The sequence below is a fragment of the Microvirga mediterraneensis genome (assembly GCF_013520865.1).
Lineage (GTDB): Bacteria > Pseudomonadota > Alphaproteobacteria > Rhizobiales > Beijerinckiaceae > Microvirga > Microvirga mediterraneensis.
On sequence record NZ_JACDXJ010000001.1, the window covers coordinates 1052053 to 1074015 of the forward strand.

The window sequence follows — 21963 nt, forward strand, 5'->3', positions numbered from 1 at the left end:
AACATCTATCTTCTTTGCCGAGCCGCATTGTCTGACGGTGAACCGGATCCACTTCACCGAAAATGCTTTAACAATCGCCGTTCAAGCTCTCAGCTCGCGCCGAGCCGCTGCGCATGCCAGCGCAGATGGTCCTCGATGAAGGTTGCGATGAAGAAATAGGAATGGTCGTAGCCGTCCTGCATCCGCAGCGTGAGAGGCTGGCCCGCCTTGGCGCAGGCGGCTTCCAGGAGCTGCGGTTTCAGCTGACTGTCCAGGAACCCGTCGGCCGTGCCCTGATCGACCAGGAGATCCGGGAGCCGGGCGCCGCCTTCGATCAGCGCGCAGGCATCGTAGTCGCGCCAGGCCGCGCGGTCGGGCCCGATATAGCGCGACAGCGCCTTCTCGCCCCAGGGGCAATTCAGGGGCGAGGCAATCGGCGCGAAGGCCGAGACGGCCCTGAAGCGCTCAGGGTCGCGCAAGCCGATGGTGAGCGCGCCATGGCCGCCCATCGAATGGCCCATGATGCCCTGCCGGCTCATGTCGGCGGGCAGGTGCTCGGCGACGAGGTCCGGCAGCTCGCGCTCCAGATAAGAGCGCATGCGGTAGTTGCGCGCCCAAGGCTCCTGCGTGGCATCCACGTAGAAGCCGGCGCCCAGGCCGAAATCGTAAGCGCCTTCGGGATCGTCCGGTACGGCCTCGCCGCGGGGGCTGGTATCCGGGGCGATCAGGATCAGGCCGAGCTCAGAGGCCACCCGCTGCGCGCCCGCCTTCACGGTGAAGTTCTCTTCCGTGCAGGTGAGCCCGGCGAGGAACCACACCACCGGCACCTTGGCGGCGGCGGCCTGCGGCGGCACGAAGACCGCCACGCGCATGGGCGTGCCGGTTTCCTCGGAAAGATGCCGATAGACGAACTGCGTGCCGCCGAAGCTGCGCGCTTGCGAGACGGTCTCGAAACTCAACCCGTATCTCCCGATCAGTACACGATCACGGAACGGATCGACTTGCCCTCGTGCATGAGGTCGAAGGCGGTGTTGATCTCGTCGAGCGGCATCTTGTGCGTGATCAGATCGTCGATGTTGATCTTGCCCTCCATGTACCAGTCGACGATCTTCGGCACGTCCGTGCGGCCCCGCGCGCCGCCGAAGGCCGTGCCCTTCCAGACACGACCGGTCACGAGCTGGAATGGGCGGGTGGCGATTTCCTTCCCGGCTTCCGCCACGCCGATGATGATGCTCTCGCCCCAGCCGCGGTGGCAACATTCGAGCGCCTGGCGCATCACGTCCGTGTTGCCGGTGGCGTCGAAGGAGAAATCCGCGCCGCCGCCGGTCAGATCGACGATGGCCTGCACGACCTTGTCGTTGCCCACCTCTTTCGGGTTGATGAAGTCGGTCATGCCGAACTTCCTGGCCATCTCGACCTTGGCCGGGTTGATGTCGACGCCGATGATCTTGTCGGCGCCGACCATGCGCGCGCCCTGGATCACGTTGAGGCCGATGCCGCCGAGGCCGAACACCACGACGTTCGCGCCGGGCCACACCTTCGCCGTATAGATCACCGCGCCGATGCCCGTTGTGACGCCGCAGCCGATGTAGCAGATCTTGTCGAAGGGCGCGTCCTCGCGCACCTTGGCAAGCGCGATCTCCGGCAGGACGGTGAAGTTCGCGAAGGTCGAGCAGCCCATGTAGTGGAACACGGTCTCGCCGTCGCAGCGGAAGCGGCTCGTGCCGTCGGGCATGACGCCCTGGCCCTGCGTGGACCGGATGGCGGTGCACAGATTGGTGCGGCGCGACAGGCAGGATTTGCAGTTGCGGCACTCGGGCGTGTAGAGCGGGATCACGTGATCGCCGACTTTCAGCGTCGTCACGCCGGGGCCGACCTCGCGCACGATGCCCGCGCCCTCGTGGCCCAGGATCGCCGGGAACTTGCCTTCGGAATCGAGGCCGGAGAGCGTATAGGCGTCGGTGTGGCAGACGCCCGTCGCCATCACTTCCACGAGCACCTCGCCGGCCTTGGGGCCTTCGATGCGGATGGTTTCGATGGTGAGCGGCTTGCCAGCCTCCCATGCCACGGCGGCCCTGGTTTCCATGCTCGTGTCCTTAGCTCGTGATTCGATGCCGGGACTATGTGAAGCCGGGCTCCGCAAGGTCAATAGACGCGAGCCTTTCCAGCCGCCTCCGCAGCACCTATGTGTGGATGCGACACGATGAAGGAATCGCCTGTGCCAGACGTCAGCGCCACCATCATTCCCGTGACGCCCTTCCAGCAGAACTGCACGTTGCTGTGGTGCGAGAAGACGAAGAAAGCGGCCGTGGTCGATCCCGGCGGCGATCTTGACCGCATCCGCGAGGCCATCGCGCAGGCCGGCGTCACCGTGGAGAAAATCATCCTCACCCACGGCCATATCGATCATGCCGGTGGCGCGGCCGAGCTGCGCGAGGACCTCGGCGTTCCAGTCGAAGGCCCCCACGAGGCGGATCGGTTCCTGCTGGAGCGCCTCGCCGAGCAGGGGCAGGTCTATGGTTTTCCCGCCCGCGCCGTCACGCCGGATCGCTGGCTGAACGAAGGCGATACGGTCACGGTCGGGGACCTCACCCTCGAAGTGCTGCATTGCCCTGGCCACTCCCCGGGCAGCGTCGTTCTGGTGTCGCCGTCGCAGCGCTTCGCCCTCGTGGGCGACGTGCTGTTCCAGGGCTCCGTCGGCCGCGTGGATCTTCCCGGCGGCGACGGCAAGGCGCTGATCGCCTCGATCAAGGACAAGCTTCTGCCGCTCGGCGACGACATCGCCTTCATCTGCGGCCATGGCCCCATGAGCACCATCGGCCAGGAGCGGCAGACCAACCCGTTCCTGCAGGGCGAGGGGTTGCTTTGAAGCCCTCCAGTCATTCCGGGGCCGCGTAGCGGAACCCGGAACCCATAACCACAACGTCTCAAGAAAAATCGATCACCATCACGCCTCTCCCTAAACCGTCAGTGGTTATGGGTTCCGGGCTCGCCTGCGGCGCCCCGGAATGACAGTGGTGCGACAAACAAAAAAATCGGCCCGGGATCGCTCCCGGGCCGCTCCGTTTTGCCCCTACGGATATTTATTCGCTTATTCCGCAGCCTGGATCATCACGGCGCCCTTGAGGCCCATGCGGTCCGCCACGCCGAGGCCGTAGGCCTTGTCGGCGAGGTAGAAGTGGACGATCTGCCGTTTCACGATGGCCTCGGGCACGCCCTGCATCGCTTCCGCGATGTTGTCCATGAGCTGGCTCTGCTCGTCGGGCGTCATGAGACGGAACAGGTCGCCCGGCTGTTTGTAGTCGTCGTTGCCGGCGCGGTGGTCGTAGCGGTCGGCATCACCCGAGATCCTGAGCGGCGGTTCGGCCGCGCGCTGCGTCTGCACCGGGCCGCCGAAGGAGTTCGGCTCGTAATAAGCATCGCCGCGGTTCGGGATGTCGAACAGCATCGGGCCGTCTGCATGATAATGGTTCACGGCGCTGCGCGGACGGTTCACCGGCAGCACCTCGTAATGGGTGCCGACGCGATAGCGGTGCGCATCCGCATAGGCGAAGATCCGGCCCTGAAGCATCTTGTCCGGCGAGAAGCCGATGCCGGGCACGATGTTCGACGGTGAGAACGAGGATTGCTCGACCTCGGCGAAGTAGTGCTGGGCGTTGCGGTTGAGCTCGAGAATGCCGACCTCGATCAGCGGATACTCCGCATGCGGCCACACCTTGGTGACATCGAACGGATTGTAGGAGGTCTTCTCCGCATCCGTCTCGGGCATGATCTGGACGCAGAACTTCCAGCGCGGGAAATCGCCGCCTTCGATGGCCTCGTAAAGGTCGCGCTGGGCGCTCTCGCGATCCTTGGCCACGACAGCCTCGGCCTCGCGGTTCGTCCAGGTCTTGATGCCCTGCATGGACTTGAAGTGGAACTTCACCCAGAAGCGCTCACCGGCCTCGTTGATGAACGAGTAGGTGTGCGAACCGAAGCCGTGCATGAAGCGGTAGCCCTGGGGCAGGCCGCGATCCGAGAACAGGATCGTCACCTGATGCAGGCTCTCGGGGCTGAGCGACCAGAAATCCCACATGGCGGTCGTCGAGCGCAGGTTCGTCGCGGGATGGCGCTTCTGCGTGCGGATGAAGTCGGGGAACTTGACCGGGTCGCGCACGAAGAACACCGGCGTGTTGTTGCCGACGATGTCCCAGTTGCCCTCTTCCGTGTAGACCTTGAGCGCGAAGCCGCGCACGTCGCGCTCCGCATCGGCCGCGCCGCGTTCGCCGGCCACGGTGGAGAAGCGCAGGAACACCTCCGTCTGCTTGCCGATCTCGGAGAAGACCTTCGCCTTGGAATATTGCGTGATGTCGTTGGTGATGGTCAGGGTGCCGTAGGCGGCCGAGCCCTTGGCATGGACCACGCGCTCGGGAATGCGTTCCCGGTTCTGGTGCGCCAGCTTCTCGATGAGCTGGTAATCCTGGAGCAGCAGAGGGCCGCGGGTTCCGGCCGACAGGCTGTTCTGGTTGTCTGCAATCGGCGCCCCCGCCGTCGTGGTCATGGTGGGTGTTTTTGTCATCGTCGTCCCCATTGAGTGCCGCGCACCATGCCGGAGAGGCCCGATAAGGTCCAATTGGATTGATTGCGGTGAGCGATCAGATATTCTGATCCATGTCATGATCACCCTCCGACAGCTCCGATATTTCGAAACACTCGCGCGCACGAAACACTTCGGCATGGCGGCCGATCAATGCGCCGTCACGCAGCCGGCCTTGTCCATGCAGATCAAGGAGCTGGAGCGGGAACTCGGCATCGCGCTCGTGGAGCGGCGGGGAAACACGGTGGCGATCACCACGGCCGGTCAGGACATCGCATCGCGGGCCGAGGCGATCCTGAACCAAGTGCGCGAGCTGTCGGAATATGCGCACCAGCACCAGGGTGTCCTGACGGGGCCGCTTCGGCTCGGGATCATCCCGTCCATCGCCCCCTATCTTCTGCCGGCGATCCTCACCGAGGTGGCGCGGCATTACCCGGCTCTCGATCTCCAGATCCGCGAGACGCAGACGGGGGCGCTCGTCGAGGAATTGGTGCGGGGCGATCTCGATGCGGCCCTCCTTGCGCTGCCTATCCCGCAGCCGCAGGTGGAGACCATGGCGCTGTTCGACGACCGGTTCCTCATCGCCGTGCAGAGCAAGGCGGCCAAGGGCTGGACGGGCGGCGACCTGCGCGCCCGCATGGAGCGGGAGCGCCTGCTTCTCCTGGAGGAAGGACATTGCCTGCGGGATCAGGCCCTGCAGTTCTGCCACATCGCCAATATGCAGGCCCGCAAGGCACTGGGCGCCGCGTCGCTCACCACCATCATGCAGATGGTGGCGGCGGGCCATGGCATCACGCTGCTGCCCGAACTCTGCGCCCAGACCGAGGTCGACCGGCAGCGGGTCGCTCTCATCGAGTTTCCCGAGGATGCGCCCATGCGCAAAGTCGGGCTGGCGTGGCGGCGCAGCTCGACCCGCAAGGGCGATTTCACCGCCTTGGGCGGCCTGATCCGGGCAATCAAGCAGCCGGACGGGGAGATGGACAGGGGCTGAGATCGATCTCAGCCCCTTGTCTGTTCAGCAGCCGGTGAGCTTCACGCGCTCCACTTCGAGGCCGAAGAGGGGGCGCAGGCGTGTGCCGAAGACGTTGCCGGCGAAGGCGGCGACGAGCCAGACCCAGCCGTGGAAGCTGCCTGACGCGATGCCGGAGAAATAGGCCCCGATGTTGCAGCCATAGGCGAGCCGCGCCCCGTAGCCGAGAAGCAGGCCGCCGACGATGGCCGCGACGGCGGAGCGCAGCGGCACCTTCCAGGTGGGGGCGAAGCGGCCGGCGAGGGAGGCGGCGAAAAGCGCCCCGAGGATGATGCCGAAATTCATCACCGTGGTGATGTCGTTGAAGATGCTGCCCTCGAGCGCGGCCCGGCTGGCCGGGCTCGACCAATAGGGCCAGCTCGCCACATCGAAGCCGATGGCGGCCGCGATCTTCGAGCCCCAGAGGGCGAAGGCGGAGGTCACGCCCCAGGGACGGCCCGCGAGATAGAGCGTCACGAAGTTCAAAAGCGCCAGGGCCACCGCGCCCGCCACCAGCGGCCAGGGGCCGCGCGTGAACCGCGCGAGGCCTTGACGCGGAGAGGGGGCGGGCTGGATCAGCTGCCCATGGCGGCGCTTCTCGAGCGCTACGGTCACGGCCGCGATGAGGGCGAAGACGGCAAGCTGCACGGCGAGCGCCGTCCAGGGACCCCACAGCTCGATGATCGAGATCTTGGGCAGGCTCGGCAGCGCCGTCCACCAATGCAGGTGCGCCGCTCCGATGGCCGATCCGGCGATGAAACCCGCGAGCGTGATCAGCATGCGGGTGGAACCGCCGCCGACCGTGTAGAGCGTGCCCGAGGCGCAGCCGCCGCCCATCTGCATGCCGATGCCGAAGATGAAGGCGCCGAAGACCACCCCGATGCCGGCCGGCGAGACGTTGCCGGCCACCGGCTGGCCGAAGAGCGTCCCGGAGGCGAGGACGGGGAAGAACAGGATGGAGGCGATCGCCAGCATCACCATCTGGGCCCTCAGGCCCTCGCCGCGGCGGTCCGCGATGAAGACCCGCCAGGCGGAGGTGAAGCCGAAGGCGGCATGGTAGAGCACGAGGCCCAGCGCCGCGCCGAGGACGTAGAGAGCGGCCTGCTTCGGGTTGATGGCGGCCCCCAGAAGGGCCGCGCCGCCGATGATGCCGGCTGCGGCCGCCAGGGAAGCCGGGGTGTTGATGGTCAAGCTTGCACGGTTTCCGGCGGAAAGAGGCGAAGCTACGGCAGAGCTGGACATGGTCGCTCCTGAGCTTTCGTGAAATGATGGACATCCAGGAGCCTGAGGCTCTTGCATCCACACAATGTGGTTCGATATAAAGAACGTCAAGTGATGTATTTTAATTTATATTCACATGTGACCATGTGAATATCGACCGTGATCGTTCTTCCTGAATGGATTACACCTGATCCTTCAGGTTCGCGGACCTCTTCCCGGAACCAGCAGCTAGGCGCCATGACCATCCAGCCCGACGTCCCCGCCGCCATCGGCAACACGCCCCTGATCAAGCTCCGCCATGCCTCCGAACTGACCGGATGCACCATCCTGGGCAAGGCCGAGTTCATGAATCCCGGCCAGTCCGTGAAGGACCGGGCCGCCCTGTTCATCATCCAGGATGCGGTGAGGCGCGGCGCGTTGCGCCCGGGCGGCGTGATCGTCGAGGGCACGGCGGGCAATACCGGCATCGGCCTCGCCCTCGTGGCCAATGCGCTCGGATTCCGGACGGTGATCGTGATCCCGGAGACGCAGAGCCAGGAGAAGAAGGACATGCTGCGGCTCGCCGGCGCCGAGCTGATCGAGGTCCCGGCCGTGCCCTACGCCAATCCCAACAACTACGTGAAGGTCTCAGGCCGGCTGGCGGAGCGTCTCGCGGCGTCCGAGCCGAACGGAGCGATCTGGGCCAACCAGTTCGACAACGTGGCGAACCGGCAGGCGCATATCGAGACGACGGGACCGGAGATCTGGGAGCAGACGGACGGCCAGGTCGACGGCTTCATCTGCGCGGTCGGCACCGGCGGCACGCTCGCGGGCGTCGGCATGGCCCTGAAGGAGCGCAACCCGAAGATCGCCATCGGGCTCGCCGACCCGATGGGCGCGGCGCTCTACAGCTACTACACGACCGGCGAGCTGAAGGCGTCCGGTTCGTCGATCACGGAAGGCATCGGCCAGGGTCGCATCACGGCCAATCTGGTCGATGCGCCCATCGACGTGGCGTTCCAGATTCCGGACGAGGAGGCGCTGCCGGTCATCTTCGACCTGCTGGAGCATGAAGGACTGTGCCTGGGCGGATCGTCGGGCATCAACGTGGCGGGCGCGATCCGCCTCGCCCGGCATCTCGGCCCCGGGCACACCATCGTGACGATCCTGTGCGATTACGGCACGCGCTACCAGTCGAAGCTCTTCAATCCGGATTTCCTGCGCTCGAAGAACCTGCCCGTTCCCGCATGGCTCGAGAGGAAGAGCACCATCGATCCGGGGCTTGTCTAGCGCATCGGACGCAAAAGTGGGAACCGGTTCTGCGTGGAAAGATGCGCAAGATCAAAAGCATCGGACGCAAAAGTGGGAACCGGTTTTGCGTGGAAAGATGCGCAAGACCAAAAGCTAAAGAAACACATGCAAGCGCCGCGTTCGATGTCACACGAACGCGGCGCTTTTTGAAGGATCACGCGGCCGACGATGTGGCCGTTTCCGAACCCGTGGAAGACGTCGTGCCCGACGCGCTGCCGGTGTCGTCGGAACGCTGCTGCTGCGGGCGGCTGAGATTGGCCGGCGAGCGACCGGTCGTCGTTGTCGTCGTCGTCGCAGACGGCTTATGCGCGACGCTGTGGAGATCGGACTGGATGCTCTCGATCAGGTCGACCAGCCATGCCTCGCCGCCGTGAATGCGCTCGCGCAGCGCCGATTTCGCGATGTCGAGTTTGGCGGAAATCTCCATCGTGCTGCGCGACGGCAGATCGCTGAAATCCTGCTCGATGGCCGACAGCTCGCGCAGCAGCTCGTCGCGCAGCGGGCGCTGCTCCTCGGCCGTGATCAGCGGCGAGTTCAGCATGCCGCGCAGCGCAGCCCAGCGCAGGCCGAGAGCGCTTACCGATTGCGTTCCGTCCTGTCCTGTGAAGTTTTGGGAATCGGCCACAAGCATTTCCTTTTTTTGCGAGCGTTGAGAATCGAGTGTCGCAGGAAGGAGCATGGTTGTGGCGTGAATCGGGCAGCCACCCTCAAAAAGCGGCCCGACCGTGCGCTATTTCGAATATGGTTATCGAATTCACCGAATAAAGAAATACAGTGTCAGTGCCGCGCCGACCGCGATGACGAGCCAGCGGATCACGCTCGCGGGCAGACGTCGGCCGAACACGACTCCGAGATAGCCGCCGATCACGGAGGCGGCGCCGACGATCACGGTCTCGGGCCAGCTCACGAGGCCGGCCGCGATGAACAGAATCACGGCGACGAGCTGGATCAGCGTGGAGCACAGATGCTTGGCGGAATTGATCAGATGGAAATCGTCGCCCTCGGTGATCGCGAGTGCCGCCAGCATGACGATGCCCATGCCCGCGCCGAAGAAGCCGCCATAGATGGCGACGCATGTCTGGAAGGCCAGGCCCGCCGCCCACGCCTTATTGGACGGGTGAGGCCCTTCCTGCTTTCCGATCGCGCGGGCGAGCGCCACGATCTTCGGGCTCGCGGCAAAGAGCAGGGTCGCGAACAGCAGAAGCCACGGCACGAGCTTGCGGAAGGCATCGTTGTTGGTGACGGTGAGGATGTAGGCGCCGATCACGCCGCCGATGAGGCTGACGATGCCCAGCGCGGCAAAGCGCTTCACATTCGCCGCGAGTTCCCGCCGGTAGGCCCAGGCGCTCGACAGGTTGGCGGGCGTGACCGCGACCGCGCTGGTGGCATTGGCGACGACGGGCGGCAGACCTGCCGCCACCAGGGCCGAGAAGGTGAAGAAGGTGCCGCCGCCCGCGATCGCATTGACGAGGCCGGCCGCGAGGCCCGAGGCGGCGAGAAGCGCCGCAGTGGAGAGATCCATGGTTTTATCTGACGGAGAGCACGAAGCGGGAAGGTCGACGATGACCAGCCCATAGCATGGCGGGAGGACCAGGTCCCATTAGGCCAATGTCTAGGACTCCGGTCTATTCCCGGTCAATCCGCCGAAAGCAGCTTGTAGAACACGGTCGTGTCGCAGAACCCGCCCTTCGGCCAGAGGGCATAGTTCGGAATGATGCCGGACCGCGTCCAGCCCGCGCGTTCGTAGAGGCGTTCCGCGTCGCCTCCCGTCACCGTATCGAGCACGAGCACGGTCTTGCCGGCCGCCCGGGCGGCGTCTTCGGCAGCCCTCATCAGGGCCGCGCCGATACCGCGTTTGCGGGCCCGTCCGTGAACGAGCATCTTGGCGATGTCGGCCCGATGGGGCTGGTTCTCCGGCTGCTTGAGCACGATCTGCACGGTCCCGACGATCCGTCCGCCCGCCTCCTGGGCGACGAGAAGGATGCGATCGCCCCGGGCGACACCCTCGGCGACGCCCTGCCAGAAGGCGTCGGCTCTCTCCTGCGTCAGCGGGGACATGAAGCTGACCGAAGCCCCGCCCTCGACGCAGTCGATCAGGACGGCGGACAAGGCTTCGACCTGCTCGCCGGCCTCCAGCGGCGAGAGAGGGCGGATGGCGATCGGTTCGCTCATGGGATTCCTCAGCGTTGGGAACCGGTCCCGGTGCGCGCATCGGTGACGAGCGCCACCAGATAGCGGGCGGGTCGCTCGGTTCGGTTGTGAAACAGGGTCGGCCGGTCGAGGCGCATGGACAGGCAGTCGCCCGTGTCCAGGCAGTAGGTCTCCTCGCCCAGGGTAAGTTCGATCGCGCCTTCGACGATCCAGATCTGCTGGTGGACCACCGATGCGCGATGGCCGGTGTCGTAGGCCACGCGGGCGCCGGACGGCAGGATCACCTCGACAAGTTCCATGGGCGAGGGGAAGCCCGGAGCGGAAAGGTTGCGGCGCAGATAGCCGCTGTCCGGATCGCGCCAGACGCGCTGGTCGGCGAAACGGGCCAGCGGAGCGGCCTCCCGGCTGTCGGGCTCGGCGAAGAGGGATGCCAGGGTCACGCCCAGCCCCGCGGCCAGCTTGTCGAGCACGGCCGCAGTCGGGCTGCTCTCGCCGCGTTCGATCAGGGAAATCATCGAGCGGCTCACGCCGGTGCGCTCGGACAACCCGTCCAGGGTCATGCCGCTTTCCGCACGTAGGTCGCGCAGGCGCTTGGCCAGGTGGGCGTGAACGGCGGAGACGATTTCCATTAAAATAGAAAATCATTCCATTATGCTGGAGTCAACGGCCCTCTCCAGGAATCGTTCTGGGGCTCGGATGTGCAAAAAAGCCTTCGCCAGGAAGCGTGACAGCCTTTAAGGCTGCGGTTTGCTGTGGATCGCGCCCGGGTCGTCCATTGCTCTTGGCGGAACAAAAGAAGATTTTCAAAGCATGTCGAACGTGATCCCTCTCGCTCCGCGCCTGAAGCAAGGACGCCTGCCTGTCGTCGAGGCAGAGGAGAGGGCCGCGCTCGCTTCCGACCTGATCGAGCTGATCGAGCGGGTCAGGGAGCTGACCGAGCACGTAGCCGGCCTTCCCGGCCCGGCTCTGCAGATCCAGCAGACGGCCCAGCAGCTGCTCGATGCCGGCACGGCGCTCGAACGCGCCGTGGATTCCCTGACCGAAGGCGGCGAGTGGGTGCCGTTCTGAATTCCTCCTTCGAGGCTTCCGTCCCTTAAAGCATCGAACCGGAAAGCGGGCTTGCACTTTTTGGATTCGTCCGATGCTCCATCGTCTCAGCATCGCATCGTGCGAGGCGGAAAACCGGCCCTCCTTTCCGCGCCGAACGATGCGCTGTTCAGGAGCGGAGCTCCGCGCAAGGTCCCAGCAAGGGTCGGCGCATCACATTGCCGCGCCCCGGCGGCACCGCAGCCCCGAAAATTCTTATCGACCGCCGGCTCCCTTTAACGGTCCGTTAACCATAAGCGGTCGAAATCATGGGGTATTAAAGGAATCTGAACTCCCGTGACCATTGCCGTTCGCACCCGTCCGTCTCTTCGCTTCCGTGGCAGGTCCTTCATGGCCCTGGTCCTCGCGCCCGAAGTGCCGCTGAGGGACTGGCTCGAAGACCTCGATGCCGTGTCCGAGCGTTCGCCCGGGTTTTTCACCGGACGACCCATCATTGCCGACGTCTCATCGTTAAAGCCTTCCAAGTCCGAGCTGAAATTCCTCCTGGCCGCCTTCAAGATGCGCAACATCCGCATCATCGGCCTCGAGGGCGCGGCTCCCGAGAACGTCGATGCCGACATGCCGCCGCAGATCGCCGGCGGTAAGCCCACGGGCGAGATCGACGTGCCGGACGCAGCCAATGCGGCCGTCGCCGCGACCGCGTCGCCCTTCGCCGATGCGCCCGTGCCGGAGAAGTCGCTTCTCATCGAAGGCTCCGTGCGCTCGGGTCAATCGATCCTGCATCCGGAAGGCGACGTGACCGTCCTCGGATCCGTCGCGTCGGGCTCCGAGATCGTGGCGGGCGGCTCGATCCACGTCTATGGCTCCTTGCGCGGCCGCGCCATCGCGGGCTGCACGGGCAATGGCCGCGCGCGCATCTTCTGCCGCAAGTTCGAAGCCGAATTGATTGCGATCGATGGGCTCTACAAGACCGCTGACGATCTGGGGGGCAAGTTCCTCGGTCAGCCTGTGCAAGTGAACCTGGATGGCGACTCGATCATCCTGAAAACAATGGATTGAGAGAAAGAGGGCGACAATGGCCAAAGTCTTGGTCGTAACTTCCGGCAAGGGTGGCGTTGGCAAGACAACGTCTTCGGCGGCTCTGGGCGCGGCGCTGGCGCATGGCGGCGACAAGGTCGTCGTGATCGACTTCGACGTCGGCCTGCGCAACCTGGATCTCGTGATGGGCGCGGAGCGCCGCGTGGTGTTCGATCTCATCAACGTGGTGCAGGGCGACGCGAAGCTCAATCAGGCGCTCATCCGCGACAAGCGGCTCGAGAACCTCTCCCTGCTGCCCGCTTCGCAGACCCGCGACAAGGACGCATTGACGGAAGAGGGCGTGGCCCGGGTGCTCGATGAGCTGCGCCAGAAGTTCGATTGGATCATCTGCGACAGTCCGGCCGGTATCGAGCGCGGCGCCACGATGGCCATGCGCCATGCGGACGTGGCCGTCGTCGTGACGAACCCGGAAGTCTCTTCCGTCCGCGATTCCGACCGCATCATCGGCCTCCTCGATTCCAAGACCGAACGGGCCGAGAAGGGCGAGCGCATCGAGAAGCACCTGCTGCTCACCCGCTACGATCCGGCCCGCGCCGAGCGCGGCGAGATGCTGAAGGTCGAGGACGTGCTGGAGATCCTCTCGATCCCGCTGATCGGCATCATTCCCGAGAGCGAAGAGGTGCTGCGCGCCTCGAACATGGGCTCGCCGGTGACGCTGAACAATCCTGCCAGCGCCCCGGGCCGCGCCTATTTCGATGCGGTGCGCCGGCTCAAGGGCGAAACCGTCGAACTGACCGTCCCCACCGACAAGAAGGGATTGTTCGGCAAGCTGTTCGGACGGAGAGCTGCATGAGCCTTCTGAGTTTCTTCAACCGGCGCACCTCCGCGCCCGTCGCCAGGGAGCGCCTGCAGATCCTGCTGGCGCACGAGCGCGGCATCGTCGGGGGCAAGCCCGACCTCGTGGCGCAGCTGCGGGAGGAGATCCTGGCCGTCGTCCGCCGTCACGTCATGGTGGAGCAGGACAACGTTCAGGTGAAGATGAACCGGGATGCCGACATCTCGACCCTCGAGATCGAGGTCGAGATTCCCGGTCCGGCCGAAATCCGCATCTGACATGCGGGGCCATGAGAGGTGAGCCGCCCTGGCAAGCGCCGGGGCGGCTTTCTCATGGCTGCTGCTTGCTCCAGACGCCGATCTTCGCCTCGCGGGCCTTGTCGGCCGCGGCCTTGAGCTCGGGCGTCGCATCGTCCGTGGGACGGCCGCCGCCGTTGAACAGCACCACGCGGGACAGGTCCTGGCTGCCGACCTGGCACCGGTAGACGTCGTTCCCGCCCGCCGGGTCGCAGGACACCTCGCGCCCGTTCAGATACTGGGTCAGGTCTTCGGGCTTGCCCGCGCCGGGGGCCCATTCGACGCCGAACAGGCGCACCACCTCGCCGTTCAGCGACAGGGTCGCCGTATCGATCACGTCCGGCACGCCACGCAGCGATCCGACCGAGCCTGTCGAGCCCGTCGTGACCGGCTCCGGTTCCTTGATCGGGCCGGAGGCGGCCGGCGCCGTGGCGCTGGCTTGCGGGGCCGGCGCTTCATGCCCCCGGAACAGGAAGGCCCCGACGCCGAGGAGCGCGAGGAACGACACCGCCGCGAGGGCGACGGCCGGTCGCGCCCAGGAGCGCGCGGGCGTTTCGCCGAAGACATTCCGCTCATGCTCTTCGACGACGGGAATGGAATGATCCTCGGGCCGCTCCTTGGGCTCGGGCGCGACGGAAGCTCCCAGAGGCTCGACCGTGCTGTGCGCCCGTTCCGGAAGCGACGGGTTCGCGCCTCGATCCTGGGGCATAGCGCCGGCATCCTCGACCGGCCGGGATTGTTCGGGATTGATGTTCAGCCAATCGCGCTTCGGGGTCTCGCGCGGCCGCGGCGTCTCGTTCTCCTGCGCAAGCTCCGCCGCATCGGGCTTCGCCGGGCGGAACAGTACCGGATACTTGACGCGCAGCTCGTCCAGGAGATCCTGGAGCGTGAACTCCGCCGTCTGCCCATCCTTCTCGATCGTCCGGGTCTTGCCGTCGTGATCGATGATGGTGAGCTTCAGCGCGCCGTTCTCCTCGGACGGGCGCACCGAGGATTCGATGATGAGTTCGAGGGCGCGGCGCGCGTCGTCCGTGGGATGGATCCTGTCGAGCTGCGCATGGATGGCCTCGCGCATCCTCTCTCGCATCCGGGCCCAGTTGCGCCGCGGATCGGCCTTGGAATCGGGCGTGGTGGAATCGTCAATCATGCGAGACACCCTCCTGGACGAGATCTCTCCTGCGCTCCTGACCGAGAAGCGTGCTGTGTTCCGCGACAATGACCGGCTTGTCGCCGATGAAGTTTACAATGAGCTGAAGGGCGCCGGTACCCTGGGAGACGCGTCGCCGCTTGGGACTCGTCGCCTTGAAGTCGAACACCGCGTGCACCGTGCAGACTTCGCCCGCCGGGTTGCACGTGGCCCCGATGGCATCCTGGCGCGGACGATAGTCGCGCTCCGGCCAGCGCTGCGCGAAGCGCCGCTTCTCGTTGAAGAGCCGCTTCATGGTCATCTCGCGCCCATGGAACAGAATGCGCGGCGCATAGAAGGCGGCCGTGGCCTCGAGGGCGACCTCGTTCGAGGCGGACCAGGATTCGAGGTACTCGACGGCGAAGTCCCGCGCGGCCGAGGCCCGGGCTGAACGCTTGCCGCCCTCCGGCTCCCCGGGTGGTTGAGCGGCGACGGCCGGGGCCGAAGGTTTGGCCGCGGGCGGCGTCTCGGTCTGAGCCGAAGCCGGCGCTTCGGGTTTGGCCACAGGCTCCTGCGGCTGGGCCGTCCGCCCGGGCGGAGCCGTCGGCCCGGGAGCCGGCGTCGCGGCCTGAGGCGGAGGGTTTTCGGGCTGTGGGGCCGGAGGAGCTGGCGGCCGCGGCGGCGCCGGTTCGATCCGGGCCGGGGGGTCGACCCAGGTCCGCCCCGTCTGCGCGGCGGCCATGGGGGAGACTGCCGCCGTCAGCGTCAGGAGGGCGGTTATCGATGTCAGCGACCGGCCGATCTGCATGCGTTCCAAAAGGCCTCTTCTTGAGAGAAAGGGACCGGGGAAAAGCGGGTAAAAGGCTTGTCGGTTCCATGGTCCGCCCCGGCAAAGGTGTCCTGCCGGGGCGGCTGGCAATGGTTCAGGCGTAAAATGAACTAGGTGATGAAATAAACGGCGGACCCGAAAATCGGTCCTTAAAGCTGGGCGACGTCCACCGAGGCGACGCCGGAAAGCCCGATCGCCTGCGCGGAGGCTTTTGACAGATCGATGACACGTCCGTGGGCATAAGGACCACGATCGTTGATACGAACCACCACTGACCTGCCAGTCCTCTTGTTCACGACCCGGACCTTCGTGCCGAAGGGCAGGGTGCGGTGCGCGGCGGTCAAATCGTTGGTGTTGAAGGTTTCGCCGCTCGCGGTCCGCCGGCCGTGGAAGCCTGGCCCATACCAGGAAGCGCGGCCGCTCTGAATGACTTTACCGGTAGATCCCGCCGGTTCGGCGGAGGCAGCTTGGGGTAAGAAGATGGTCGATCCGGAGATGAACAGACTTGCGAGTACGAGCGATACCTTGCGTTGATCCACAATGCATTCCCTTGGTTGTTATCGATGGGCTGCAAAATGAAGGCTAATGGGGCAACATTAAGACGATATATTTGGCTAGCGTTTAACGGGTATAGCCTGAGTATCGAAAGACCTTGTTCAGTTAACCTATAAAAAATCTTTTCGGTATCGCGTTGTCGTTGAGTTTGACGCAAATAATATGATGCGCGGTTGCTTGCCCGGATCGGAATTTTTATTGCCCGGGAGGCCGCTTGGCTTCCCTTGGGGGAAGAACCATCAGTCGAAGGGCCAGGACGAGCGCCGCGATCAGCAGGAGGGCCACGAGGGCCGAAACCCCGGCCCAGCCCCCATGGGTCCAGAACACGCCGCCGAGCGTGCCGACCGCGCTGGAGCCGAGATAGTAACAGAATAGGTACAGGGCCGAGGCCTGCGCCTTCGCGCCCAGAGCCCGGTTGCCGACCCAGCTGCTGGCGATGGAATGGGCCCCGAAGAAGCCGAAGGTGACGGCCACGATCCCGGCCAGGATGAGCGTAAGGTGATGGAAGAGCGTGAGCGCCAACCCGGCAAGCATGATCGCGATCATGGCCCAGAGAACCCGCCTGCGGCCCAGGCGCCCGGCTAGTTCCCCGATCCAGGCCGAGCTCAGGGTGCCGATCAGGTAGGCGGAGAAGATTGCCCCGATGGCCGATTGGCTCAGGGAATAGGGAGCTTCCGTCAGGCGATAGCCAAGATAATTGTAGATCGTCACGAACCCGCCCATGAGGAGGAAGGCTTCCGCGAACAGGGCGCGCAGGCCCGGGTCCCTCAGATGCTCCCCGAAGGAGCGCAGCAACTGCCCTGGACGCGCCGGACGGGGGTGAAAATGAGCCGAGGCCGGCAGGCTGCGCCAGGCCGCGATGGCCGAGGCCAACCCCACGATTCCGATCAGCCCGATGGCCAGACGCCATGAACCGAGATCCGTCAGCACGCCGCTGATGATCCGCCCGGCCATGCCGCCGACCGCATTGCCGCCGATGAACAGCCCCATGGCGAGGCCGATGGATTTCGGGTCCACTTCCTCGCTCACATAGGCCATGGCGACGGCGGGAAGGCCGCTCAGGGTGATGCCGATCGCCATGCGGGCGAGGAGCAGGCCGGTCCAGTTCGGGGCCGCGGCGGACAGCAAGGTCAGGAATGCCGAGGCGAACAGCGAGGCCACCATGACGGGCTTGCGGCCCCAGACCTCCGATAAGGAACCGGCCACCAGCATCGCGACCGCGAGAAGGCCGGTCGATAGCGACAGGGACAGGCTGCTGACCGCCGCACTGACATGAAACTCCTGCGAGAATTCCGGCAGCAGGGGCTGGACGCAGTAGAGAATGGCAAAAGTCGAGAAGCCGGCGGCGAACAAAGCCAAGTTCAATCGACGGAAGGCAGGCGTTCCGCTCACCAGGCGGCTCGGCGTTTCCGGCAATTGCTCCAGCATGGATTCTTTCCGCGCCTGCCGATGAAGCAGGTCCTGATCGGCCGACCCCGAGATCAGGGCAGGCTCCGAGACGTTTATGCTTAAGGAGCAAGTGTAAGCCAGTCGACGAGGCGATCCATTCACTGAGAGCATGGACTATGTGTCGTCTTTGCACTTCTCCTGCGGAAGAAACGGTATTTTATGGAGCCACATGACCTTCTCTCTTTGAGACCCTCAGGCTCGCCGCATCGTTGCGCGAGCCTCATTTTTTGAGAGCTCCATGACCTCCGCCCCCGCTGCTCGGGACAATGCGGCGCCGGAGACGCCCGGCATGCCCGCCTCTCCGTTACGGGGCATCCTGTTCCTGATCGCATCCACGGTCGTATTTTCCGTAGCGGACGTCATCACCAAGCAGCTCGCCTCCACTCTGCCGCCGCCGGAAGTGGCCTGGATGCGCTACGTCACCTTTGCGCTCGTCATCATTCCCGTCGTGCTGATCAAGGGCGGACCGGCCCTTTTCTGCTCCCAGCGGCCTGGCCTCCAGGTGGTCAGGGGGCTGGGCATGGTGGGCTCTTCGATCATGTTCATCCAGAGCCTGCCTCATCTGCCCGTGGCCGATGCGACCGCCATCTTCTTCGTCTCGCCGATCCTGATCATGGCCCTGTCGGTGCTCTTCCTGGGAGAGACCGTCGGCTGGCGGCGCTGGACGGCCGCCGCGATCGGGTTGATCGGGGTGATGATCGTCGTGCGGCCCGGCACGGGCGCCTTCCAGCCGGCGGCCTTCCTGCCGATCGTCAGCGCTTCGAGCTGGGCCGTCGGCGCCGTGGTCACCCGCAAGATCACGGGCGACCATGCGCTTACGACGCTCGCCTATTCAGCCTCGGTCGGCAGCATCGTGCTGAGCGCGCTCCTGCCCTTCAACTGGGTGACGCCGAACGGAACCGAGATCGCGCTGGGCCTGTGCATGGGCGTTTTGTTCGCCATCGGCCACTGGTTCGTGGTCATGGCCTATCGCCATGGCAACGCGTCGCTGATCGCGCCGTTCTCCTATGTCCAGCTGATCTGGGCAGGCGCGCTCGGCTATCTGGTATTCGGATCGCTGCCGGATTCCTGGACGATCACGGGTGCCGGCCTCATCTGCATGAGCGGCTTCTACACGGCCTATCGCGAGCGCATCCGCGCCATGCAGAAGAAGTTTTCCGCCTGACCCAGATCAGGTTCCCGAATGAACGACGCGCAGGCGCGGGCGCGCCGTGCGGCTGTAGAAATTGAGCTCCACGAATTCCCCGTCCGCCTGGCCTTCGACTAGGCGATAGCCGAACTGCTCCACCAGGGCCCGCACCTGACCGAGGTTCTCGTTCGAGATCCTGCGGGAGAATTCCGTCAGATCCTGGCTCATCAGCGCGGCCACGATGCCGATCTCGACGCCCTGATCGAAATCGGCGCTCCGCGCCGGAAAACGAAGCCGCATACCCTCAGCGAGATGGATGTGGTGCATGGGACCCTGGTCAATTTACGCCTAACAACTCGCCGCGTTTATCGGGCACAAGATCCTACCGGTTGCTTAAAGTCCGGCCTGGGGTAGAGGGCGCCCGGGAGCGTGGTTAATCCTTCGTAGAGACGCCCGCGATGGATCCCGAAGGGCAGCTTTGCATTATCCTCGACAGGTTCCTCCCGCGGGTTCCGACCTGAGCGAACCGGTCTTTCGGGAAATGGCAGCGAGGCGCAGCATGAAGCAGGTTTTGATAGGGATCGCCCTGGCGGCCGGTCTGGTGGGATCCGCAGCCCAGGCGGCCGATCTGATGACCGTGTCCCGGTTCGAAGCCACCCGGATCCAGCCCGGGCGCGCCATCGCCCGGCTCGCCGATCAGGGGCTGGGCTATTCGGTCCTGCACGATGCGCCGAGCGGTCCGCAGGGCTTCTACCGCGTACATGTGACCTGTGCCATCGACGAGAGTTTCATGCAGACCTATTGTCCGACGCCGGTCTATGCCTCCTACTGCCCCAGGGCTCGGATCTACTGTGCCGACGGCGGCGCGAGCGTCCAGGCGCTGCGGCTGAAGTACTGAAGCGGACCGTCCCTAAAGCGACGATCCAAGCCCTTGCTCGCGGGGATTGCCCTTGCGGAAGCCACGAAGGTCGTCTGCTTTTCCGGCTGCCTGCCTTGTATTCGCCGTAAGTCGGCATTACATGAGGTTCATCGACATTTGGCCGGACAATCGGGCCGTTACGCCTTGGCCTTCCAGGCGCACGTTCAGACCCCCTTCCCAAACATCGACGAACCCGAGCGCGGGCGTGCCTCCGCATGCCCCGGGCTCACGTGCATACAAGCCTCTCCAAGGATATTCCCATGATTTCGGGCACCGTGAAGTTCTACAACGATCAAAAAGGCTTCGGCTTCATCCAGCCGGACGACGGCAGCAAGGACGTGTTCGTGCACGCCACCGCGCTCGAGCGCGCCGGCATCCGCGGCCTGCGCGAGGGCCAGAAGGTGTCCTTCGACACCGCCGCGGACCGCCGCTCCGGCAAGGTCGCCGTCAACAACATCCAAACGGCGTAATATCCGTTGGATCAGGCCCGGCCTCCGAGCCGCCTCGCAAAGCCGCCCTTCGAGGGCGGCTTTTTGCTTTTTCCCGAAAGGAGATTTCCGTGAGTCACAAATACACCATGGGCCAGCTCGTTCATGCCGCTGCCGCCCATTTCGCCGATCGCACGAGCGGGACCTACGAGATCGTTCGCCTGATGCCGGAGAACAGCAGCGGCGAGCTGGGCTACCGGATCCGCGATACCCTGAGCGGCGCCCAGCGTGCGGTGGGTGAATCGGAAATCCGTGCTGCCGGGACAAAGCAGGCTCGGCAGGATCATTGAGACTTACCTTCCGGATCGCAGCATAATAAGAACGCCTGCGTTCAGCGTGGGCTCAGTCACCTTGCAAGATTCACAACCAAGCGGCGTCTACGGCACGCCACCGGCCGAACTGGCCGAAACCCCCAATGGGGCGATTCAGTTCTCGCCTTTGATCCCCGGCTCCGAACGCCTGGAAGAGCAAGGGGAGGGGGCACTCGGCTCCATGGTCGTGCTGGCCCCACCCGGCACGGTGGAGCGGCGCTACACGACCGCCCTGGCCTTGCGGGCGCTCGCGCCCGGCGGGTCCCTGACAATCCTGGCGCCCAAGGACAAGGGCGGCTCGCGGATCGCCAAGGAGCTCAAGGCGTTCGGCTGCGACGTCGCCGAGACCTCCCGCCGTCATCACCGCATCTGCGCCTGTCCGCGACCGGCCCTTCTCACCGGGATCCAGGAAGCCCTGGCCGAGGGCGGGCCTCGCCTGGACGAAGGCTTGGGGCTCTGGACCTGGCCCGGCGTATTCAGCTGGAACCGGCTCGATCCCGGCAGCGCCCTCCTGGAGCAGAGCCTGACCGCCTTGAGCGGGCGCGGGGCGGATTTCGGCTGCGGCATCGGCATCCTCGCCCGCGCGATCCTGGCCTTCCCCAAGGTCGAACATCTCGCCATGATCGATATCGACCGTCGAGCCGTGGACATGGCGGCGCGCAACATCGGCGACCCGCGTGCGGAGCTGCGCTGGGCCGATATCCGCAGCGGCACCGGAATGAAGGGCCTCGATTTCGCCGTGATGAATCCGCCTTTCCACGATGGCGGTGCCGAGGACCAGAGCCTGGGCCAAGCCTTCATCCGCCGGGCCGCGGAGGCCCTTCGGCCGGGCGGCGTCCTCTGGCTCGTCGCCAACCGCCATCTGCCCTATGAGGCCGTGCTGAGAAGCCTGTTCAAGCGGGTGACGCCGAAGGTCGAGGCGAACGGCTACAAGATCTATGAGGCCGTCAAATGAGCAAGGTCCCGACGCTGCGCCTCGATCGCCTCCTCGCCAACATGGGCTATGGCTCGCGCCGCGAGGTTCAATCCCTTGTCAATGCGGGTCTCGTCATGCTGGACGGGGCCGAGGTCGAGGATGCGGACCGGCGCATCGCCGTGACGCGCGACCTGTCGGAGCGGATGCGCATCCAGGGCAAGCCGCTCGATCCGCCGCCAGGCCTCGCCCTGATGCTGCACAAGCCGCTGGGCGTCACCTGCTCGCACAAGGAAGCCGGTCCTCTGGTCTATGGCCTGCTTCCGGACCGGTGGCGCCGTCGCGACCCGGCGATCTCGACCATCGGACGGCTCGACAAGGACACGTCGGGGCTGCTGCTCATGACCGACGACGGAAACCTGCTGCACCGGGTCATCTCACCCCGGGCCAACATCTCCAAACGCTACAGGGTCGAACTCGATCGTCCCTTGCGTGGGGACGAGGCGGAGATTTTCGCGTCCGGGACGCTGATGCTCGAGAGCGAGGACAAGCCGCTGATGCCGGCTCTGATGGAGGTGATCTCCGAGACCGGCGCCTACCTGACCCTGGCGGAAGGCCGCTATCATCAGGTCAGGCGCATGTTCGCGGCTGTCGGCAACCATGTCGCGGCCCTGCACCGCGACCGGATCGGCGGTCTGACTCTGCCGGAGGATCTCGGGCCCGGACAATACCGCCTGCTCGGCGAGGCCGATCTCGCCCTCCTTCTGTCGTCCGCAGCGGGAGCGTGACCCTTCGGACGGGG

The 21963-nt window shown here is 65.3% G+C and carries 26 protein-coding genes; 13 read left to right on the forward strand and 13 right to left on the reverse strand.

The window, feature by feature from the left end:
- Positions 1-89: 89 nt before the first annotated feature.
- Positions 90-938, reverse strand: coding sequence for an S-formylglutathione hydrolase (gene fghA / locus H0S73_RS04945; RefSeq protein WP_181051119.1), 849 nt, complete (start codon positions 936-938; stop codon positions 90-92).
- A gap of 14 nt (positions 939-952) precedes the next feature.
- Entirely contained in the window at positions 953-2065 is a 1113-nt protein-coding gene (locus tag H0S73_RS04950) for an S-(hydroxymethyl)glutathione dehydrogenase/class III alcohol dehydrogenase (protein WP_181051120.1), read from the reverse strand.
- A 117-nt stretch (positions 2066-2182) separates the two neighbouring features.
- Between H0S73_RS04950 and H0S73_RS04955 the strand changes: the two genes are divergently transcribed.
- The gene (locus tag H0S73_RS04955) at positions 2183-2848 is read left to right on the forward strand and encodes an MBL fold metallo-hydrolase (RefSeq protein ID WP_181051121.1); all 666 of its coding nucleotides are present in this window, start codon (positions 2183-2185) and stop codon (positions 2846-2848) included.
- Between the two features lie 222 nt (positions 2849-3070).
- Here the strand turns inward: H0S73_RS04955 and H0S73_RS04960 are convergent, their stop codons facing one another.
- On the reverse strand, positions 3071-4537 hold the full coding sequence (locus tag H0S73_RS04960) for a catalase (protein WP_181051122.1): 1467 nt from the start codon (positions 4535-4537) through the stop codon (positions 3071-3073).
- A 97-nt stretch (positions 4538-4634) separates the two neighbouring features.
- Here H0S73_RS04960 and H0S73_RS04965 point away from each other — a divergent pair, with 97 nt between their 5' ends.
- Positions 4635-5546 carry a LysR substrate-binding domain-containing protein gene (locus tag H0S73_RS04965; protein ID WP_181051123.1) on the forward strand — a complete coding sequence of 304 codons (912 nt, stop codon included), beginning with the start codon at positions 4635-4637 and terminating at the stop codon, positions 5544-5546.
- Between the two features lie 24 nt (positions 5547-5570).
- Here H0S73_RS04965 and H0S73_RS04970 read toward each other — a convergent pair whose 3' ends face one another.
- Positions 5571-6806 carry a YeeE/YedE family protein gene (locus tag H0S73_RS04970; protein ID WP_181051124.1) on the reverse strand — a complete coding sequence of 412 codons (1236 nt, stop codon included), beginning with the start codon at positions 6804-6806 and terminating at the stop codon, positions 5571-5573.
- Between the two features lie 216 nt (positions 6807-7022).
- Here H0S73_RS04970 and H0S73_RS04975 point away from each other — a divergent pair, with 216 nt between their 5' ends.
- Positions 7023-8054: a cysteine synthase A gene (locus H0S73_RS04975; protein WP_181051125.1), complete on the forward strand. Its 1032-nt coding sequence runs from the start codon at positions 7023-7025 to the stop codon at positions 8052-8054.
- Positions 8055-8229: 175 nt separating this feature from the next.
- Here H0S73_RS04975 and H0S73_RS04980 read toward each other — a convergent pair whose 3' ends face one another.
- The 4 genes from H0S73_RS04980 to H0S73_RS04995 all read right to left on the reverse strand — a co-directional run bounded on the left by H0S73_RS04980 (position 8230) and on the right by H0S73_RS04995 (position 10855).
- Complete coding sequence (locus tag H0S73_RS04980; protein ID WP_181051126.1) at positions 8230-8700, reverse strand: hypothetical protein; 471 nt, start codon at positions 8698-8700, stop codon at positions 8230-8232.
- A 129-nt stretch (positions 8701-8829) separates the two neighbouring features.
- Positions 8830-9597: a sulfite exporter TauE/SafE family protein gene (locus H0S73_RS04985; protein ID WP_181051127.1), complete on the reverse strand. Its 768-nt coding sequence runs from the start codon at positions 9595-9597 to the stop codon at positions 8830-8832.
- A gap of 113 nt (positions 9598-9710) precedes the next feature.
- Positions 9711-10247, reverse strand: a complete 537-nt coding sequence (locus tag H0S73_RS04990; protein WP_181051128.1) for a GNAT family N-acetyltransferase — start codon at positions 10245-10247, stop codon at positions 9711-9713.
- Between the two features lie 8 nt (positions 10248-10255).
- Positions 10256-10855: a helix-turn-helix domain-containing protein gene (locus H0S73_RS04995; RefSeq protein ID WP_181051129.1), complete on the reverse strand. Its 600-nt coding sequence runs from the start codon at positions 10853-10855 to the stop codon at positions 10256-10258.
- A gap of 181 nt (positions 10856-11036) precedes the next feature.
- On the opposite strand from H0S73_RS04995, the gene H0S73_RS05000 reads away from it, so the two are divergent.
- The 4 genes from H0S73_RS05000 (at position 11037) to minE (ending at position 13424) form a co-directional block, all read left to right on the forward strand.
- Positions 11037-11294 (forward strand): hypothetical protein, encoded by a 258-nt coding sequence (locus H0S73_RS05000; RefSeq protein ID WP_181051130.1) that lies wholly within the window; start codon positions 11037-11039, stop codon positions 11292-11294.
- Between the two features lie 315 nt (positions 11295-11609).
- Complete coding sequence (gene minC, locus H0S73_RS05005; RefSeq protein ID WP_181051131.1) at positions 11610-12332, forward strand: septum site-determining protein MinC; 723 nt, start codon at positions 11610-11612, stop codon at positions 12330-12332.
- Positions 12333-12348: 16 nt separating this feature from the next.
- The gene (gene minD / locus H0S73_RS05010) at positions 12349-13164 is read left to right on the forward strand and encodes a septum site-determining protein MinD (RefSeq protein WP_181051132.1); all 816 of its coding nucleotides are present in this window, start codon (positions 12349-12351) and stop codon (positions 13162-13164) included.
- Positions 13161-13424: a cell division topological specificity factor MinE gene (gene minE / locus H0S73_RS05015; protein WP_009763025.1), complete on the forward strand. Its 264-nt coding sequence runs from the start codon at positions 13161-13163 to the stop codon at positions 13422-13424. Before minD ends, minE begins: the two co-directional genes overlap by 4 nt.
- 52 nt (positions 13425-13476) lie before the next feature.
- Here minE and H0S73_RS05020 read toward each other — a convergent pair whose 3' ends face one another.
- The 4 genes from H0S73_RS05020 to H0S73_RS05035 form a co-directional block, all read right to left on the reverse strand.
- Complete coding sequence (locus tag H0S73_RS05020; RefSeq protein WP_181051133.1) at positions 13477-14589, reverse strand: thermonuclease family protein; 1113 nt, start codon at positions 14587-14589, stop codon at positions 13477-13479.
- Positions 14582-15385, reverse strand: coding sequence for a hypothetical protein (locus H0S73_RS05025; protein ID WP_181051134.1), 804 nt, complete (start codon positions 15383-15385; stop codon positions 14582-14584). Before H0S73_RS05025 ends, H0S73_RS05020 begins: the two co-directional genes overlap by 8 nt.
- 161 nt (positions 15386-15546) lie before the next feature.
- Positions 15547-15879, reverse strand: a complete 333-nt coding sequence (locus tag H0S73_RS05030) for a septal ring lytic transglycosylase RlpA family protein (RefSeq protein ID WP_343058443.1) — start codon at positions 15877-15879, stop codon at positions 15547-15549.
- A 268-nt stretch (positions 15880-16147) separates the two neighbouring features.
- Entirely contained in the window at positions 16148-17380 is a 1233-nt protein-coding gene (locus H0S73_RS05035; RefSeq protein WP_181051136.1) for an MFS transporter, read from the reverse strand.
- 259 nt (positions 17381-17639) lie between these two features.
- Between H0S73_RS05035 and H0S73_RS05040 the strand changes: the two genes are divergently transcribed.
- Positions 17640-18566 (forward strand): DMT family transporter, encoded by a 927-nt coding sequence (locus H0S73_RS05040; RefSeq protein ID WP_181051137.1) that lies wholly within the window; start codon positions 17640-17642, stop codon positions 18564-18566.
- A 6-nt stretch (positions 18567-18572) separates the two neighbouring features.
- On the opposite strand, the gene H0S73_RS05045 is transcribed toward H0S73_RS05040, so the two are convergent.
- Positions 18573-18857 (reverse strand): hypothetical protein, encoded by a 285-nt coding sequence (locus H0S73_RS05045; protein WP_181051138.1) that lies wholly within the window; start codon positions 18855-18857, stop codon positions 18573-18575.
- Between the two features lie 232 nt (positions 18858-19089).
- On the opposite strand from H0S73_RS05045, the gene H0S73_RS05050 reads away from it, so the two are divergent.
- The 5 genes from H0S73_RS05050 (at position 19090) to H0S73_RS05070 (ending at position 21949) form a co-directional block, all read left to right on the forward strand.
- A complete protein-coding gene (locus H0S73_RS05050) occupies positions 19090-19428 on the forward strand; it encodes a hypothetical protein (RefSeq protein ID WP_181051139.1) in 339 nt (112 codons plus the stop codon).
- 281 nt (positions 19429-19709) lie between these two features.
- On the forward strand, positions 19710-19919 hold the full coding sequence (locus H0S73_RS05055) for a cold-shock protein (RefSeq protein WP_181051140.1): 210 nt from the start codon (positions 19710-19712) through the stop codon (positions 19917-19919).
- Between the two features lie 89 nt (positions 19920-20008).
- Complete coding sequence (locus tag H0S73_RS05060) at positions 20009-20227, forward strand: hypothetical protein (RefSeq protein WP_343058233.1); 219 nt, start codon at positions 20009-20011, stop codon at positions 20225-20227.
- A gap of 61 nt (positions 20228-20288) precedes the next feature.
- Positions 20289-21203 carry a class I SAM-dependent methyltransferase gene (locus tag H0S73_RS05065; protein ID WP_246388731.1) on the forward strand — a complete coding sequence of 305 codons (915 nt, stop codon included), beginning with the start codon at positions 20289-20291 and terminating at the stop codon, positions 21201-21203.
- Complete coding sequence (locus H0S73_RS05070) at positions 21200-21949, forward strand: pseudouridine synthase (protein WP_181051141.1); 750 nt, start codon at positions 21200-21202, stop codon at positions 21947-21949. Before H0S73_RS05065 ends, H0S73_RS05070 begins: the two co-directional genes overlap by 4 nt.
- Positions 21950-21963: the final 14 nt, after the last annotated feature.